The organism is Massilia sp. CF038 (assembly GCF_900129765.1).
Classification (GTDB): Bacteria; Pseudomonadota; Gammaproteobacteria; order Burkholderiales; family Burkholderiaceae_D; genus Telluria_A.
On record NZ_FQWU01000002.1, the window covers coordinates 1,813,306 to 1,829,603 of the forward strand.

The following is a 16,298-nucleotide window of genomic DNA, read 5'->3' on the forward strand; positions in this document are numbered from 1 at the left end:
CCTTCCACTCTCGCATGCCTGTTCAAGTGCATGTTCTGGTGGAAGGCGCTTTTTCTTTATGGATGACACCATGACCGACGCAACGCTGTATATTGGTTTGATGTCCGGCACCAGCATGGATGGGGTCGACGGCGTGCTGGCTGATTTTGCCGACGGCGCCATTCGCACTGTGGAAGCAGCATTTATCCCCTTCCCGCCTGCGCTGCGGCGCGACCTGATGGCGCTGCAAGTGAACGGGGACAATGAAATCGAGCGCGAAGCGCTGGCCGCCAACAGCCTGGCCACGTGCTATGCCGCCTGCGTTGCCCGACTCAGGGCCGCCAGCAGCAGCCCGGTGCGCGCCATTGCCGTGCATGGCCAGACCATCCGCCACCGCCCCGAACTGGGCTTCACGCGCCAGACCAACAATCCCGCCCTGCTGGCAGAACTGAGCGGCATCGACGTGATCGCCGATTTCCGTAGCCGTGATATTGCCGCCGGCGGCCAGGGCGCCCCCTTGGTGCCCGCCTTCCACCAGGCCCGCTTTGGCCAGCCTGGCCAGACCCGGGTGGTGGTTAATATCGGCGGCATTGCCAATATCAGTGTGCTGCATGGCGATGGCCGCGTGGGCGGCTTCGATACCGGCCCCGGCAATGTGCTGATGGATGCCTGGATCGCCCGCCATCAAGGCAAGGAGTACGACGCTGGCGGCGCCTGGGCCTCCAGTGGCAAGGTCGATACCGGCTTGCTGGCCGCGCTCAAGCAAGAGCCCTACTTTGCCTTGCCGGCGCCCAAAAGCACGGGGCGCGACCTGTTCCATACTGCCTGGCTCGACGGCGTCCTTGGCGTGCACGGACGCGCCATCTTGGCCGTCGACGTGCAGGCGACCCTGACCGCGCTGACCGCCCATACCATTGCCGAGGCGATCGGACGCGAAACGGGCAAGGTGGATGCAGTGTATGTGTGCGGAGGCGGCGCCTACAACGGCACGCTGCTGCGCGAACTGGCAGCGGCGCTCGGTGGTGGCACGCGGGTGGAATCGACAGCGGTGCTGGGCGTGGCGCCCAACCGGGTCGAGGCACTGGCATTTGCGTGGCTGGGCTACCGCTTCATGCAGCGCGAAGCGGGCAACCTGGCCGTGGTGACCGGGGCAAAAGGGGCGCGCGTACTGGGCGCCCTTTACCCGGCCTGACCCGAAAACTTAAACCGAGAACGAGGAACCGCAGCCGCAGGTCGAGGTGGCGGTCGGGTTCTTGATGACGAACTGGGCGCCTTCAAGGTCGTCCTTGTAATCGATTTCCGCGCCCACCAGGTACTGGTAGCTCATCGAATCGATCAACAGCTGCACGCCGTTCTTGACCATGGTGGTGTCATCTTCGTTGACGATTTCATCGAAGGTGAAGCCGTACTGGAAACCGGAACAGCCGCCGCCCTGCACGAAGACACGCAATTTCAGATCTGGATTGCCTTCTTCCTCGATCAACTGGGCAACCTTTTGGGCTGCGCTGTCGGTGAAGACGATGGGCGCCGGCATGACGTCGGGGGTTGCTTCGGCTACTGCATTCATTTCAAACTCCTACGGGGAACATTCACTCATTATAGACCCTTGCCGCGCCGCCTGCTTCCGTTACCTTGCTCAGGATGGGTTGGGTGATGGCCATATGAAACACCGGCTCGCCGGTCTGCTGATGGGTCAGGGTGCCCGCGACGGTCGCGCCGCTGTGCATTTCCAACTTTTTATAGTGGACATTGCCTATGATGCGGCCTTTTGGCTGCAATTCAAGCAGTTCAGTCGCAAATACATCGCCCGCGATGTAGCCTTCGACAATCAGGGTGCCGCAATGGACATCGCCTTCGATGCGCGCATGTTCGGACACAATGAGGACGCTTTCGCTGGTGTCGCCGCCAATCACATCGCCATGGACCTCGCCGTCGATGCGCAGCCCGCCCGTAAAGCACAAGTTGCCTTCGATTCTGGCCGAAATTCCAACCAGGCTGTCAATTTCCGTCTTTACATTACGACCGAACATGATGGCACTCCTCAAAGTGACTTTGCGAAACAACGCACGAGCCCTTCGAGGACGGGTGCGGACAGGTGGGTCTTGCCAATTCGACCAGAGCCAGAAGTTAATTTACCGCCATCACTACGTGACAGCGTTGATCTGGATCGCCTCGGCCCTTCCTGTCCGCGTCGCTTATGGCAGCAAAGCGATCTGCTGCAAGCCGGCGCCTTCGTCCTGGCCAAACATCAGATTCATGCACTGCACAGCCTGGCCGGACGCGCCCTTGACCAGATTGTCCTGCACCACCAGCACCACCAGGGTGTTGCCATTGCCTGGGCGATGCAGCGCCAGGCGCAACATGTTGGAGCCGCGCGTGGAGCGCGTTTCTGGATGCGAGCCAAACGGCATCACATCGACAAACGGCGAATCCTTGTATTGCTCTTCGTACAGCGCCTGCAAGGCCTCGTTGTCGATCTGGGTGGTCAGGCGCGCGTACAGGGTCGAATGCATGCCGCGAATCATCGGCACCAGATGCGGCGTGAAAATCAGATTGACCGGCATGCCGGTAAAGCGCTGCAGCTGGGCCACGGTTTCCGGGGTGTGGCGGTGGCCGGACACGCCGTAAGCCTTGAAGTTATCGCTCGCTTCCGAGAACAGATAGCCGATTTCCGCCTTGCGCCCGCCCCCGGATACGCCGGACTTGGCATCGGCAATCAGGCTGCTGGTATCAACCAGGTTGTTCTTGAGCAGCGGATAGAAACCCAGTTGCATGGTGGTTGGATAGCAGCCTGGATTGGCAATCAGGCGCGCCGACTTGACCGCCTCGCGGTTCAGTTCCGGCAAGCCGTACACGGCTTCCTCCAGCAATTCCGGGCAGGTGTGGGGAATCTTGTACCACTGTTCAAACGTGGCCTGGTCCTTCAGGCGGAAGTCCGCTGCCAGATCGATTACCTTGACACCGGCAGCGAGCAGCGCCGGGGCCTGGGCCATGGCCACGCCGTGCGGCGTGGCAAAAAAGACCACGTCGCATTCGGTCAGATCCACTTTGTCGGGCGCCGAAAACGCCAGATCGACACGCCCGCGCAGCGAGGGGAACATGTCGGCCACCGGCAAACCATCTTCCTTGCGCGAGGTAATCGCGGTCAGCTTCACGCCAGGGTGGACCGCCAACAGTCGCAGCAGTTCCACGCCCGTGTAACCGGTACCGCCGACGATGCCAACTTTGATCATGGTAATTCCTTAAAAAGAGATGAGTCGATGCTCAAGAAACACGATTTTAACAGCGCCGCCATTTTGCCGCGCCGCCTTGCAAAATCGTCGAGGAAATAAAAAAGCCGCCTGGCGCGAGCCGGCGGCTTCTGGTTGCAGCGCAAGCGCCGCAGGAAACGAATTAACGCTTCGAGAATTGCTTTGCGCGACGTGCTTTGCGCAGACCAACTTTTTTACGCTCAACTTCACGTGCATCGCGGGTAACGAAACCGGCACGTGCCAGGTCGCCCTTCAATGCTGCGTCGTAGTCGATCAGGGCGCGGGTGATGCCGTGGCGAACTGCGCCAGCCTGGCCGGACTCGCCGCCGCCGTGGACGTTGACTTTGATGTCGAAACGTTCAACGTTGCCGGTCAGTTCCAGCGGTTGACGGATGACCATCAGGCCGGTCTCGCGCGAGAAGTAGTCAGCAGCTGGTTTGCCGTTGACGATGATTTGGCCAGTGCCAACCTTGATGAACACGCGAGCAACTGCACTCTTGCGACGGCCGGTGCCGTAATTGTAATTACCGATCATGGCAGTTCCTTAGAAAACGAGTGCTTTAGGTTGCTGGGCCGCGTGCGGATGGGAACCTTCTGCGTACACTTTGAGCTTCTTGATCATTGCGTAGCCAAGCGGGCCCTTAGGCAGCATGCCTTTGACAGCCTTTTCCAGCGCGCGACCTGGAAAACGCTCTTGCATTTTCTTGAAGTTGGTCTCGTAGATGCCGCCTGGATAACCCGAGTGACGGTAGTAGGTCTTCTCGGTGGCTTTGGTGCCGGTTACGCGCAGTTTGCCTGCGTTGATCACGACGATGAAATCGCCGGTGTCGACGTGCGGAGTGAATTCTGGTTTGTGTTTGCCGCGCAGTCGGAGTGCCACTTCGCTGGCAACACGTCCGAGGACCAAGTCCGTCGCGTCAACCACGAACCAATCGCGCTGGACTTCATGTCCTTTAGCGGAAAAAGTTTTCATGTTGACTTCCTATCTATTAAATCGCTCAAATGGTGGTTCCGCACTTGCAGCCTGCGGACGCTTCCTTATCGTCTTTCCTGAGCAAACGGAAAGCCGGCAACTATAGCGCACTTCCCTCACGCCTGTCAAGAATGATGCAGCGCAAGCGCCGACCTGTGGCATCCCCCTAGAATAATGCCGAAGAGAAACAAACGCTGCCATTCAAACCAATATCTACATATCAACTTTCAATTGACGGCGCAAAGTGCCGCAACATAGTATGTCTGGGCCATTAACCAGGGGAGACTTAGTGAATTTCAGTCATATGTTGAGCGCTGCCGTGCTGGCCCTGATGGCCGCCAGCGCTGCCGCCAAACCGGTATCCCAGCAAGGCCGCAGCTGCCACCTCCCGGGCGCTGAAGAAGGCTTGCGCTGCATTACTCTGCCGCTGCCGCTGGACTACGCCAGCAAGGGCGGCCCCACCCTGAACCTGCACGTCACGGTGGCCCCCGCGTTTCGCGAGGCGGCCCGTCCCGACCCGCTGTTCGTGCTGGCCGGCGGTCCCGGCCAGGCTGGCAGCGATGTGCTGGCAATCATTACCCAGACCTTCCGCCGGGCCCGCGCCACGCGCGATATCGTGCTGATTGACCAGCGCGGCACCGGTCTGTCCGGCAAGCTCGATTGCGACACCAAGCAGTTCAACGAAGACACCATGAGCGAGGCCGATCTGCTGACCGCGGCGCGCGCCTGCATCGCCGCCGTCAAGCAGCCCTTTGCCGCCTATGGCACCGCGAGCGCCGCGCGCGACATTGAGCAAGTGCGCCTGGCTCTCGGTTACGACAAGATCAATCTGTGGGGCGCCTCTTACGGCACCCGTCTGGCGCAAGCCTATGCGCGCGCCTACCCGGGCGCCGTGCGCTCGCTGATACTCGATGGCGTGGTCGCGCCTGACCAGATCATTCCCGCCGCCGGACGCGATGGCCAGGCCGCGCTGGACCTGGTGTTTCGCCAGTGCGCAGAGAACGCGCCCTGCCAGGCAGCCTACCCCAATCTGCGCCAGGAATTTGACGAGCTCAGCGCCCGCGTGGCGGCCGGCGCCGTCAAGCTCGAGCTGCCCGATCCACGCACCGCACGTCCGCTCAAGCTGACCATGACGAGCGACCGTTTTCTGGGCGCTGTGCACAATATTCTGTACAACGCCCTCGATGCGCGCCGCCTGCCCTACCTGATCCACAGCGCCTACCAGGGACGCTGGGAACCGTTCGTGGCGCGCCGCAATCTGGCCAGCGATTACTCGCCCGACGGGCCGGTGGCCCAGCTGATGCACCTGGCGGTGGTGTGCGCCGAAGACTGGCCACGTCTGACCCCGGCCCTGCAGGCGGACGACGCCACCGCGCTCACGGCCCCGCTGGCCAAACACATCGGCACCATGTGCGGCATGGTGCCGGTGGCGCCGGCGCCAGCCCCGGCCACGACCCCGATTCCCCAGCCGGTACTGCTGCTGTCAGGCGAACTGGACCCGGTCACGCCCCCGCGCCGGGCGGTGGCGGCAGCCCGCTACCTGCCCCAGCATCAGCACCTGGTGGTGACCTACGCCGGACACGGCATTTCCCAGCTCGGCTGCGCGCCGCGTCTGCTGCGCGAATTCCTGGACAAGCCCGAGCAGCCGCTCAAGGCCGACTGTCTGAAGGACATTCCCGCCCCCACTTTCCAGCTCGGCAACGCCGGGCCGCAACCCTGATTCCCGAGGACAGCAATGATTGAAGTCCATGATGTCCGAAAAAAATTCGGTGCCGTCCAGGCACTGGGCGGGGTGAGCTTTCGCGCCACCGACGGCCAGATCACGGCCCTGCTGGGGCCGAATGGCGCCGGCAAGACCACCTTGCTGCGCTTGCTGGTCGGCTTGCTCAAGCGCGATACCGGCACCATCACCATCGATGGGGCCGATCCGGAACACGACCCGATGGCAGTGCGCAGCAATATCGGCTTTCTGACCGACCAGTTCGGCCTGTACGAGCGCATGAGCACGCGCGAATACCTGCGCTATTTCGGCGAACTCAATGGCATGACGCCGCAGGCAGCCAATGCCCGCATTGAAGAAGTGTCGCAATTGCTGGTCATGGACGACATCCTGGAACGGCGCTCGAAGGGCTTTTCCCAGGGGCAGCGCATCAAGGTGGCGCTGGCGCGCACCTTGCTGCACCGTCCGCGCAATCTGCTGCTGGACGAACCGTCACGCGGGCTCGACGTGATGAGTACGCGCGCCTTGCGCAGCGCCCTGACCGCCCTGCGTGCGGACGGCTGCTGCGTGATCATGGCCACCCACGTGATGCAGGAAGTAACCCATCTGTGCGACGACGTGATTGTCATCGCCAAGGGCCACACCGTGGCGCAAGGCTCACCCCAGCAATTGTGCGAGCGCACCGGCATTGCCAACCTGGAAGACGCCTTCGTCAGCCTGGTCGGCACCGAAGAAGGAATTTCCGCATGAAGCCGAGCCGCATGAAATCGAAATTTTCGGTGGTGTTTTTAAAGGAATTCACTGAACACCTGCGCGACCGCCGCTCCTTGATGATGCTGGGCCTGTTTGTGATCATGTATCCCGTGATGATGGGCTACATGCTTCACCACATGATCGAGCGCGCCACCAAGCCGGAACGCGAAGGCATGGAAGTGGCGGTCATCAACGGGACCCAGGCCCCGACCCTGATGACCCAGCTGCAGCAGAAAAACGTCACCGTCACCCACAAGGGGCCGATGAGCGACGAGGCCATCACCAAGCTGCTGCGCGACCGCAAGGCGGTGGTGGTACTGCGCCTGGAAGACAAGTACAGCGAGCATTATCAGGACATGCGCCCGGCCCGCATCGAACTGTGGTACGACTCGGCCAGCGATGACAGTCCGCGCCAGCGCGACATCGAAGAAATGCTCAACAACTACAGCTCCGGCATTGCCGGCGCGCGCCTGCTGGCGCACGGGGTCTCGCCCGCCACGCTGGCCCCGGTCAAGCTGCAGCGCTACGATACCGGCAGCAACGCCTCGCGCTCGGCCGCCATCATTGGCGCCATGCTGGGCATCCTGTTCCTGCCTGCCTTCTTGTGCTGCCTGTCGGCCTCGGTTGACAGCACGGCAGGCGAGCGCGAACGGCGCTCGCTGGAAGTGCTGATGGCGCAGCCGGTCAGCCGCTTTACCCTGGTCAGCGGCAAGTGGGTGGCAGCGGCGGTGCTGTCCATTGTCGGCCTGTCGCTGGAACTGGGACTGGCCCACGCGGCCCTGTCCTGGCTGCCGCTGGAAGAGGTGGGCATGTCCTGGCGCGTGACCTCGGGCGACCTGGCCATTGTCTGCATGGCTGCCGCCCCGCTATGCCTGTTTGCAGCGGCAGCCCAGATTGCGCTGGCCATGAATTCCAAGTCCTACAAGGAAGCGCAAAGCGTACTGTCGATCTTCACCCTGCTGCCGCTGCTGCCGGGTCTGGCGGTGTCGGTGATGGAGCTGGAAACGTCGACCTGGATGTACATGGTGCCGATGCTGTCGAACCAGACCCTGCTGCGCGAACTGGCCAAGGGTCAGGCCATGACACTGTTGCCGGTCACGCTGACCTTCCTCAGTTCGCTGCTGCCGGCGCTGGCCATCATTGCCTTTGCCAGCTGGCGCATGAAGAGCGAGCGCTACGTGCTGGCGGTCTGAACCGGCGGCAGCACGCCCGCCAGCCCTCCTTTACAATAGGCACACGCTTTTTTACTGGAGAGTTGCAATGGAAGTCAAAGTCAGCTGGAACGGTCCCTCCGGCATGAGTTTCCGGGCCGAGACCGGTTCCGGCCACATGGTCAGCATGGATGGTGCGCCCGAAGGCGGCGGCCACAACCTGGCGCCACGGCCCATGGAAATGGTATTGCTGGGCACGGGCGGCTGCACGGCCTATGACGTGGTGCTGATCCTCAAGCGCGGCCGCGAAGACGTGCGCGGCTGCGACGTCACGCTCAAGGCCGAGCGGGCCGAGACCGATCCCAAGGTGTTTACCAAGATCCATTTCCACTTCATCGTCAGCGGCAAGAATCTGAAGCAGACCACGGTGGAACGGGCCGTGAGCCTGTCGCACGACAAGTACTGCTCGGCCTCGATCATGCTGGCCAAGACGGCCGAGATCACGCACAGTTTTGAGATTGTCGAGCTGACCTGACATCGCCCTCGCGAAGGCGGGCTCGCATGCGAGCCCGCCTGCGCGAGGGCGATGTACTGGTGCTGCTCAAGAATCAGACGTAGTACGCCGTCGTGGTCATGACCTTGGCCATGGCCGACATGGCGGCCTTCACCGGCACCGGCGCTTCCAGCGCCCCCATCTCTTGCGCTGCCTTGCCGTGCGCTGCCTCGTCGGCACGCATCTGCTCGACAATGGCGCGCGATTTGGCGTCCTGCTCGGGCAGCTTGCTCAAGTGCCCGGCCAGATGCTCCTCGACCTGGCGCTCGGTTTCCACCACAAAGCCCAGACTGCGCCGGTCGCCCAGCGCCGCGGCCACCGTTCCCATCGCATACGCGCCTGCATACCAGAGCGGATTGAGCAAACTTGGCTGCGAACCCAGTTCGGCCAGGCGCTGCGCCGTCCAGGCCAGATGGTCTTCTTCTTCCCGTCCCGCCTGGGCAAACTGGGCGCGCATGGCATCGGTTTTGGCAAAACGCGCTTGCGAATTGTAGAGCGCCTGGGCACACACTTCACCCACGTGGTTGACCCGCATCAGGCCGGCGCTATGGCGCTGTTCTGCCGCGTCGAGGTGGCCGTCAGCCGCATGCGCCGCCGGGGTCGGACGCGAGGCCTTGGCCACGCCGCCAATCACGCGCAGCGCTTTGTCTAGGCCCACGATCAAGTGGTCAAGGGGAAGGATGGAACGCTGGGACATGGCAGTGCTCGGCAGGTAAAAACCCTATTATAGGACGTCGCGCACCTTGGGGGCGTCACCCTCGGGGGTAGGCTGGCGCTCGATCCAGTCCAGCAGCGGGCCGCCAATGTCGACCTTGGAGATATTCTTGGCCACGCCCAGATTGAGCGAGAGCAGAAAGGGAATGGTATTGACCGGCACGTGCGGGCAATGTTCGGCAAAGGCGGCCATGAAGCGGGGCGAATCGACCACCGGCACCACTTTTTCACCACTCATGAACTGGAGCACGCTGGTGATGCTGTGGCCCTTGCCAATGGACTGGTAAATGAAGCGGTTGAAATCCTTGTCGATGCGCTTGAAGTCAATCGTTTCGTCGGTCATCAGACCGCTCAGATAGTACAAGCCCAGGCCGACCCGGAACCAGTCGGTGGCCTCGGCAGCGCCATGGCCGCAGCGGGTCAGCGCCAACACATTTTGCTTAACGATACTATCCATGGGGACCATTATCCACATTTCCGGCCCGCTGTGCGCAGCATTGTTGCTAATGCCAATTCCTGCGTGCTACTCTCAAATTTTATGGATGGAATTGTCCGATGATCGAGGTAAGCGGCCTGGCCAAGCGATTCGTGTCACAACATCCAACCGAACGGCGCGCCCGCCGCCGCGACGTGCGCGACCACGGCGGCTATTTTCATGCCGTGCGCGACGTCTCGTTCCAGTGCGCACCCGGTGAGGTGCTGGGCCTGCTCGGTCCGAACGGCGCCGGCAAGACCACCACCTTGCGCATCCTCTCGACCGCACTGCGCCCGGACGCCGGCACCGCCTTCGTGAATGGCACTGACGTGCTGGCCGAGCCGCTGCAGGCGCGCAAGAAGATCGGCTTCTTGTCCGGCAGTACCGGCCTGTACGGCCGCCTGAGCGCACGCGAAAATGTCGAGTATTTCGGCCGCCTGCACGGCATTGCGGCGCCCGAACTGGCGCGCCGCTGCGATCAGCTGTTCGAGCAGTTGCAGATGCATGCGTATGGACACCGGCGCGCCGACCAGCTCTCGGCCGGGATGCGCCAGAAGTGCGCCATCGCACGCACCGTCATCCACCAGCCGCAAGTGGTCATTCTGGACGAGCCAACCACGGGCCTGGACGTGATGTCGGCCAAGACCCTGCTCGACTTCATTGCCAGCTACAAGGCGCTGGGCATTCCGCTGATCTTTTCCACCCACCACCTGCACGAAGTGGAAAAAGTGTGCGACCGGGTCTGCATCATCAACCATGGTGCCACCGCGTTCAATGGCAGCGTGGCCGCACTGCGCGCCAAAGGCGGCAGCACCGATTTGTATGATGCCTTCGTGCACGTGATCAACGGGGAGACTTGAATGTGGATCGTCTACATGAAGGAAATGCTCGAGCTGCTGCGCGACCGTAAAACCTTCATCTTTACCCTGCTTCTGCCGGTGGTCGCCATGCCGGCGATCTTTGGCGGCTTTGGCTACCTGACCTCGACCATGTTCAAGAAAGGCGAACAAGCCCAGTTACCCTACGCCCTGTTCGGCCAGGCCCATGCGCCGGCCCTGGCCGAGCGCTTTGCGCGCGAAAAGAGCTTGCGCCAGGTGAGCCTGGCGCGCCAAGACGATATCAAGGCAGCCATTGACGACGAACGGATCAAGTTCGCGCTGGTGATCCCGGCCGGCTTCGAGGATGACTTGCACAGCCACCGCCAGGTCGGCGTGGTGTTGCACTACAACAGCGCGGTTGCGGTCGATGTCACCCGCAAACGGGTCGATGCCGTGCTGGAAGAACACAATGCGGCCCTGCGCGAACAGGCCCTGCAAACTATGCGCATGAGCAAGGCCGAATTGCGCTACGTGCTCAATCCGGTGCGCCTGGAAGAAATTTCCACCGCCGGCACCCGCGAACGGATGGGCTCGGCCATCGGCGGCTTCCTGCCCTACATCTTGCTGATGGTCTGCCTGATGGCGGCCATGTATCCGGCCATTGACCTGGGTGCCGGCGAAAAGGAACGCGGCACGCTCGAGACGCTGCTGCTGGCGCCCATTCCGCGCACCCAGCTGGTGCTGGCCAAATTCCTGGTGCTGTTTTCGGTCGGTCTGTGCTCAGCCCTGGTGATGGTGGCCAGCCTGGGGCTGGTCCTGCAGCTGTTTGGCAGCCGCTTTGAAGGCGGGCTGGGACTGATGGCACGCGCTGTCGGCCTGGGTGAAATCGCCATGCTGGCCCTGATGCTGGTGCCCACGGCGGCCATTTTTGCCGCCATTCTGCTGGCCATTTCCATCTGGGCCAAAAGCTACAAGGAAGCCTCCGGCCTGATTTCGCCGCTGATGATGCTGCTGATCGTGCCCATCGTGGTGGCCATGCTGCCTGGCGTGGAGCTGAACTGGTTCTGGTCCATGGTGCCGCTCACGAATGTCTCTTTAGCAATGAAAGAGATCATCAAGGGCACCATGGATTACCGCATGTTCGCCACTATTTTGCTCTCGACCACGGTCATTGCCGGCGCGCTGCTGGCCTGGTGCCGCTGGTGGTTTACCCGCGAAGAAGTCCTGTTCCGCAATTGACATCCCCGGCCGCGGGCGGACGGCACCAACGGTGCCGCATTCTGCGCCCCGGTTTCGGCATTCTGGCCCGGCCAAATGGCGGTGTATCGCAATGGCCCGCCAGCTTGCGCATAAATTTAATACAATGCAACTATAAAGAAGTGTGCCGGTGTCCCACCGCGCCCTCGCCCGCTATCAGGAGTTTCAGGCATGGAATTACGCATCCGCAATCTGTCCAAGACCTACGCCAACGGCGTGGTGGCCCTGGACAAGGTCACCCTCACCATCCCCGCCGGGATGTTCGGCCTGCTCGGGCCAAACGGCGCTGGCAAGTCGACCTTGATGCGGACCCTGGCCACGCTGCAAGAATGCGATGCTGGCTCGGTGTTTTTCGGCGAACTCGACGTGCTGGATGAAAAAGACGAGATCCGGCGCCTGCTCGGCTACCTGCCGCAGGACTTTGGCGTGTATCCCAAGGTCACGGCTTACGAACTGCTGGACCATTTCGCCATGCTCAAGGGATTGTCGAACCGGGCGCGGCGGCGCGAAGTGGTCGATGGGCTGTTGCAGCAAACCAATCTGTTCGAGGTGCGCCACCAGCGCCTGGGCGGTTTTTCGGGCGGCATGCGCCAGCGCTTCGGCATTGCCCAGGCCTTGCTGGGCGACCCGCAACTGATCATTGTCGATGAGCCCACGGCCGGCCTCGACCCGCAGGAGCGGGTGCGCTTTCACAATCTGCTGTCCGACATTGGCGAAGACAAGACAGTTTTGCTGTCCACCCACATCGTGTCCGACGTATCGGACTTGTGCGCCAACATGGCCATCATCAACAAAGGCCACGTCCTGCTGTGCGGCGAGCCGCAAAAACTGATCGACGATATCGATGGCAAGATCTGGGAACGCTTTGTCACCAAGGCCGAACTGCCCTACTTCCAGCGCGAACACGACGTCATTTCCACCCGCCTGCTCACCGGCCGCACCCTGATCCGGGTCTACGGCGAGCGCGATCCGGGCGACGGCTTCTTCGCCGCCAATGGCGACCTCGAGGATGTCTACTTTGCCACCATTGCCGGCCGCCACGTCGCTGCCAGCAACTGCTAGGATGGCGTCCATGTTGGCCATTGCCCTGTTCGAAGCGCGCCAGCGCGCCAAGCTGCTGTCGACCTGGGTCTACTTTGGCATGTTCTTCCTGCTGGCCCTGCTGTGGATGGCCGCTGCCGGCGGCTTCTTCAAGGATACCTATGTCTCCTTTGGCAGCCGTGCCCTGATCAATTCGCCGTTTTCGATTGCCATCACGATCGCCTTCCTGGGCTGCATGGGTGTGATTGTGATGGCCGCCATGGTGGGGCGCTCGGTGCAGCAGGATTTCGAGTACGACATGCACCACTTCTTTTTCAGCGCCCCCATCGGCAAGCACGACTATGTGTTCGGGCGCTTCCTGGGTGCGACGGCGACGCTGGCACTGGTGTTTTTCAGCATCGTACTGGGCGCCTGGGCCGGCACCCTGCTGCCGGGAATTGAGGCCGATCGGCTGGGTCCGGCACACCTGACCGCCTACCTGCTGCCCTATCTGCAGCTGGTGCTGCCGAACCTGTTCATTTTCGGTTCCATCTTCTTTGTCATGGCAGCCCTGACGCGGCGCATGCTGCCCGTGTACGTGGCCAGCGTGGTCATGCTGATTGGTTATATTGTGGCGCCGTATCTGGCGCGCGACCTCGACTACAAGACCCTGGCCGCCCTGATCGATCCCTTCGGCACCACGGCCGTGATCCGCATGACCGAGTACTGGACCATTGCCGAACGCAATACGCGGGCGGTGCCCTTTGAAGGCGTGTTTCTGCTGAACCGCCTGATCTGGTGTGGCTTTGCCCTGAGCGTGCTGCTGCTCGGTTACTGGCGCTTCCAGTTCAGCGCCAGTGTCGATAGCCGCTCGGCCCGCCACAGCCCCGGCGAAGCGCCCCTGCACCTGAGCCAGAACGCCGCCAACACAGCAGAAACCCCCGACTTTGCCGGCCGCTCGCTGGCACTGCTGCTGTGCAAATGGTCCTGGATCAGCTGGCGCGAATCGGTCAAGGATGTGTATTTCGGCGTGCTGGTACTTGCTTCCTGCCTGACCATGTTTGCCATGTCGATCAATATGGGCGCCGTGTTCGGCACCAAGACCTATCCGGTGACTTACCAGGTGATCGAACTGATTACCTCGGCTTTTTCGCTGTTCCTGCTGGTCATTACCACGTTTTACGCAGGCGAACTGGTCTGGCGCGAGCGCGAAGCGCGCATGGCCCAGATGGTCGATGCCCTGCCCATTCCCAGCTGGCTGCCCTTGCTGGCCAAGCTGATCGCCCTGTCCGGCCTGCAATTTCTGATGCTGTTCGTCGCCATGTTGTGCGGCATGCTGCTGCAGCTGTGGAATGGCTACTTCCATCTGGAACCTGGGCTGTACTTGCACGCCCTGTTCCTCATCATCTGGCCAGAATTCGTCATGGTTGCCGTGCTGGCGATCGCGCTCCAGGTACTGATCAACAATAAGTACCTGGCCTACTTCACCATGATTCTGTATGTCGCCGCGCTGCTGACCTTCCCCTCGCTCGGCTTTGACCACCCGCTGCTGATGTACGCTGCGCCACCCGAGCTGGTGTATTCGGCCATGAACGGCTATGGCCACTTCCTGGTGCGTCAGCGCTGGCTGGAACTGTACTGGTGCGGCGCGGCGCTGGTGTTGCTGGTGCTGTCGCATATCTTCTGGCCGCGCGGCTACAACGCCGAGCTGGGCAGCCGCCTGCAGCTGGCCCGGCGCAACCTGTCGCGTCCGGTGCTGGTGGCTGGCACCCTGGGCCTGGCCTTGTTTGGTGGCACCGGTGCCCTGCTTTATTACAATATGCAAGTGGTGGGCGATTACCGCACTGCCTACCAGAAAGATGCGCTGCGCGCCCAGTACGAGCTGCGCTACAAGAAGTTTGCCAATGTCACCCAGCCGCGCATTGCCGCGGTCGACCTGCGCCTGGATCTGGTGCCGGAAACCCGCACGCTGACGGTGCACGGGCGTTACCGGCTGGACAACCGCAGCACGCTGCCGGTGTCGGAACTGTTCGTCAGCCAGCTGCCGGGCGCGACCATGCAGCTGGACTTCGGGCAGCGCGCGACCTTGCTGCTGGGCGATGCGGAACGGGGCTTTCATATTTACCGCCTGGCCCAGCCACTGGCGCCCGGCGCCAGCCTGACGCTCAACTTCGACCTGCGCTTCGCGCCCAAGGGCTTGCAAGGCATTGGCGGCGACACCCCGGTGGTGGCCAACGGTACCTTCTTCAGCAACGACGTGCTGCCCCACATCGGCTACCAGAAAGCAGTCGAACTCGACGATGAGCGCGACCGCAAACGTCACGGCCTGGCCACGCGCGCGCCCATGGCGCCGGCAGCCGATCCGGCGGCCGCGCGCAACAGCATGGTGGCCAGCGACGCTGACTGGATCGATTTCAACGCCGTGCTCAGCACCAGCCCGGACCAGATCGCCATCGCCCCCGGCACCCTGGAAAAAGAATGGATCGCTGGCGGACGCCGTTACTTCCATTACCGGATGGACAAGCCGATTCTCAATTTCTACGCGGTCCAGTCGGCCCGCTACGAAGTGCGGCACGACCGCTGGCAGGACGTGACGATTGACGTTTACTACCATCCAGGCCATGAGTACAACCTCGAGCGCATGATCAAGGGCGTCAAAGCGACACTGGAATACAATGCCAAAAATTTCAGCCCGTATCAGCACAAGATGGTGCGCATCGTCGAATTCCCCCGCTACCAGAGCTTTGCCCAATCCTTCCCCGGCACCATTCCGTATTCGGAGAACATGGGCTTTATCGCCAAGGTGGAAGACAAGAACCCCAAGGACATTGATTACCCGTTCTACGTGAGCGCCCACGAAGTGGCGCACCAGTGGTGGGGCCACCAGCTGATCAGCGCCGACAGTGCCGGCGGCGCGGTGCTGTCGGAAACGCTGTCGGAGTACACCGCCCTGATGGTCATGAAGCAGACGGTGGGGCCGGCCAAGATGCGCCGCTTCCTGCGCTACGATCTGGAGCGCTACCTGCTGGGCCGGGCCATTGAAAAGAAACGCGAAGTGCCGCTGGCACAAAGCGAGCAGCAGGATTACATCCATTACCGCAAGGGCAGCCTGGCCTTGTACCAGCTGCAGGACGTGCTGGGCGAGGACAAGGTCAATGGCGTCTTGCATGGCCTGCTGGCCAGGCATGCCTTCGGCAGCGCGCCCTACCCGAACGTGACGGAACTGGTGGACGGCTTGCGCGCCGTAGCCAGGCCGGAGCAGCAATACCTGATTGACGACTTGTTCAACGCCATGGTGCTGTACCAGAACCGCGCCGTACAGGCCAGCGCCGTCAAGCGCAGCGACGGCAAATACATCGTCACGCTCAAGGCCAGCGCCGAAAAAATGCGGGCCGACGGCAAGGGCGAGGAGCGCGACGTGCCGCTGGCCGATTACATCGACGTGGGTGTGGACGACAAGGATGGCAATGCCCTGCTGCGCGAGCGGCGCTTGTTGCGCGACAAGGCGCTGACGGTGGAACTGGTGGTCAGCGGCAGACCAGCCAAGGCCGGGATCGATCCCGACAACAAGCTGATTGACCGCAAACCGGGCGACAATATGGTCGAAGTGACCTTCTCGGCCAAGTAAATCGGG

The 16,298-nt window shown here is 62.1% G+C and carries 16 protein-coding genes; 9 read left to right on the forward strand and 7 right to left on the reverse strand.

The annotated features are described in order from the left end of the window. The first annotated feature begins 70 nt into the window (after positions 1 to 70). Positions 71 to 1,171 (forward strand): anhydro-N-acetylmuramic acid kinase, encoded by a 1,101-nt coding sequence (locus BUC24_RS18655; RefSeq protein ID WP_073220352.1) that lies wholly within the window; start codon positions 71 to 73, stop codon positions 1,169 to 1,171. Between the two features lie 9 nt (positions 1,172 to 1,180). Here the strand turns inward: BUC24_RS18655 and erpA are convergent, their stop codons facing one another. The 5 genes from erpA to rplM form a co-directional block, all read right to left on the reverse strand. After that, positions 1,181 to 1,546, reverse strand: a complete 366-nt coding sequence (gene erpA, locus BUC24_RS18660; RefSeq protein ID WP_073219632.1) for an iron-sulfur cluster insertion protein ErpA — start codon at positions 1,544 to 1,546, stop codon at positions 1,181 to 1,183. A 22-nt stretch (positions 1,547 to 1,568) separates the two neighbouring features. After that, positions 1,569 to 2,009: a bactofilin family protein gene (locus tag BUC24_RS18665; RefSeq protein ID WP_073219636.1), complete on the reverse strand. Its 441-nt coding sequence runs from the start codon at positions 2,007 to 2,009 to the stop codon at positions 1,569 to 1,571. Between the two features lie 165 nt (positions 2,010 to 2,174). Next, positions 2,175 to 3,212, reverse strand: a complete 1,038-nt coding sequence (argC, locus tag BUC24_RS18670; protein WP_073219639.1) for an N-acetyl-gamma-glutamyl-phosphate reductase — start codon at positions 3,210 to 3,212, stop codon at positions 2,175 to 2,177. A gap of 160 nt (positions 3,213 to 3,372) precedes the next feature. Further along, on the reverse strand, positions 3,373 to 3,765 hold the full coding sequence (rpsI, locus tag BUC24_RS18675; protein ID WP_018058049.1) for a 30S ribosomal protein S9: 393 nt from the start codon (positions 3,763 to 3,765) through the stop codon (positions 3,373 to 3,375). Between the two features lie 9 nt (positions 3,766 to 3,774). After that, the gene (rplM, locus tag BUC24_RS18680; RefSeq protein WP_018058048.1) at positions 3,775 to 4,203 is read right to left on the reverse strand and encodes a 50S ribosomal protein L13; all 429 of its coding nucleotides are present in this window, start codon (positions 4,201 to 4,203) and stop codon (positions 3,775 to 3,777) included. Positions 4,204 to 4,492: 289 nt separating this feature from the next. Between rplM and BUC24_RS18685 the strand changes: the two genes are divergently transcribed. The 4 genes from BUC24_RS18685 to BUC24_RS18700 all read left to right on the forward strand — a co-directional run bounded on the left by BUC24_RS18685 (position 4,493) and on the right by BUC24_RS18700 (position 8,362). Beyond that, complete coding sequence (locus BUC24_RS18685; protein WP_083598990.1) at positions 4,493 to 5,923, forward strand: alpha/beta fold hydrolase; 1,431 nt, start codon at positions 4,493 to 4,495, stop codon at positions 5,921 to 5,923. Positions 5,924 to 5,938: 15 nt separating this feature from the next. Continuing rightward, on the forward strand, positions 5,939 to 6,673 hold the full coding sequence (locus BUC24_RS18690; protein WP_073219644.1) for an ABC transporter ATP-binding protein: 735 nt from the start codon (positions 5,939 to 5,941) through the stop codon (positions 6,671 to 6,673). Positions 6,674 to 6,684: 11 nt separating this feature from the next. After that, entirely contained in the window at positions 6,685 to 7,869 is a 1,185-nt protein-coding gene (locus BUC24_RS18695; RefSeq protein WP_073220355.1) for an ABC transporter permease, read from the forward strand. Positions 7,870 to 7,936: 67 nt separating this feature from the next. Beyond that, a complete protein-coding gene (locus BUC24_RS18700; protein ID WP_073219647.1) occupies positions 7,937 to 8,362 on the forward strand; it encodes an OsmC family protein in 426 nt (141 codons plus the stop codon). Positions 8,363 to 8,435: 73 nt separating this feature from the next. Here BUC24_RS18700 and coq7 read toward each other — a convergent pair whose 3' ends face one another. Further along, positions 8,436 to 9,077, reverse strand: coding sequence for a 2-polyprenyl-3-methyl-6-methoxy-1,4-benzoquinone monooxygenase (gene coq7, locus BUC24_RS18705; protein ID WP_073219650.1), 642 nt, complete (start codon positions 9,075 to 9,077; stop codon positions 8,436 to 8,438). Positions 9,078 to 9,104: 27 nt separating this feature from the next. Beyond that, positions 9,105 to 9,551: a hypothetical protein gene (locus BUC24_RS18710; RefSeq protein WP_073219653.1), complete on the reverse strand. Its 447-nt coding sequence runs from the start codon at positions 9,549 to 9,551 to the stop codon at positions 9,105 to 9,107. Positions 9,552 to 9,649: 98 nt separating this feature from the next. Here BUC24_RS18710 and BUC24_RS18715 point away from each other — a divergent pair, with 98 nt between their 5' ends. From BUC24_RS18715 to BUC24_RS18730, 4 genes are all read left to right on the forward strand, one after another. Beyond that, positions 9,650 to 10,429 (forward strand): ABC transporter ATP-binding protein, encoded by a 780-nt coding sequence (locus tag BUC24_RS18715; protein ID WP_073219657.1) that lies wholly within the window; start codon positions 9,650 to 9,652, stop codon positions 10,427 to 10,429. Further along, on the forward strand, positions 10,430 to 11,626 hold the full coding sequence (locus BUC24_RS18720) for an ABC transporter permease (RefSeq protein WP_073219660.1): 1,197 nt from the start codon (positions 10,430 to 10,432) through the stop codon (positions 11,624 to 11,626). Positions 11,627 to 11,815: 189 nt separating this feature from the next. Then, a complete protein-coding gene (locus BUC24_RS18725; RefSeq protein WP_073219663.1) occupies positions 11,816 to 12,706 on the forward strand; it encodes an ABC transporter ATP-binding protein in 891 nt (296 codons plus the stop codon). 10 nt (positions 12,707 to 12,716) lie between these two features. Beyond that, positions 12,717 to 16,292, forward strand: a complete 3,576-nt coding sequence (locus BUC24_RS18730; protein WP_073220359.1) for an ABC transporter permease/M1 family aminopeptidase — start codon at positions 12,717 to 12,719, stop codon at positions 16,290 to 16,292. Positions 16,293 to 16,298: the final 6 nt, after the last annotated feature.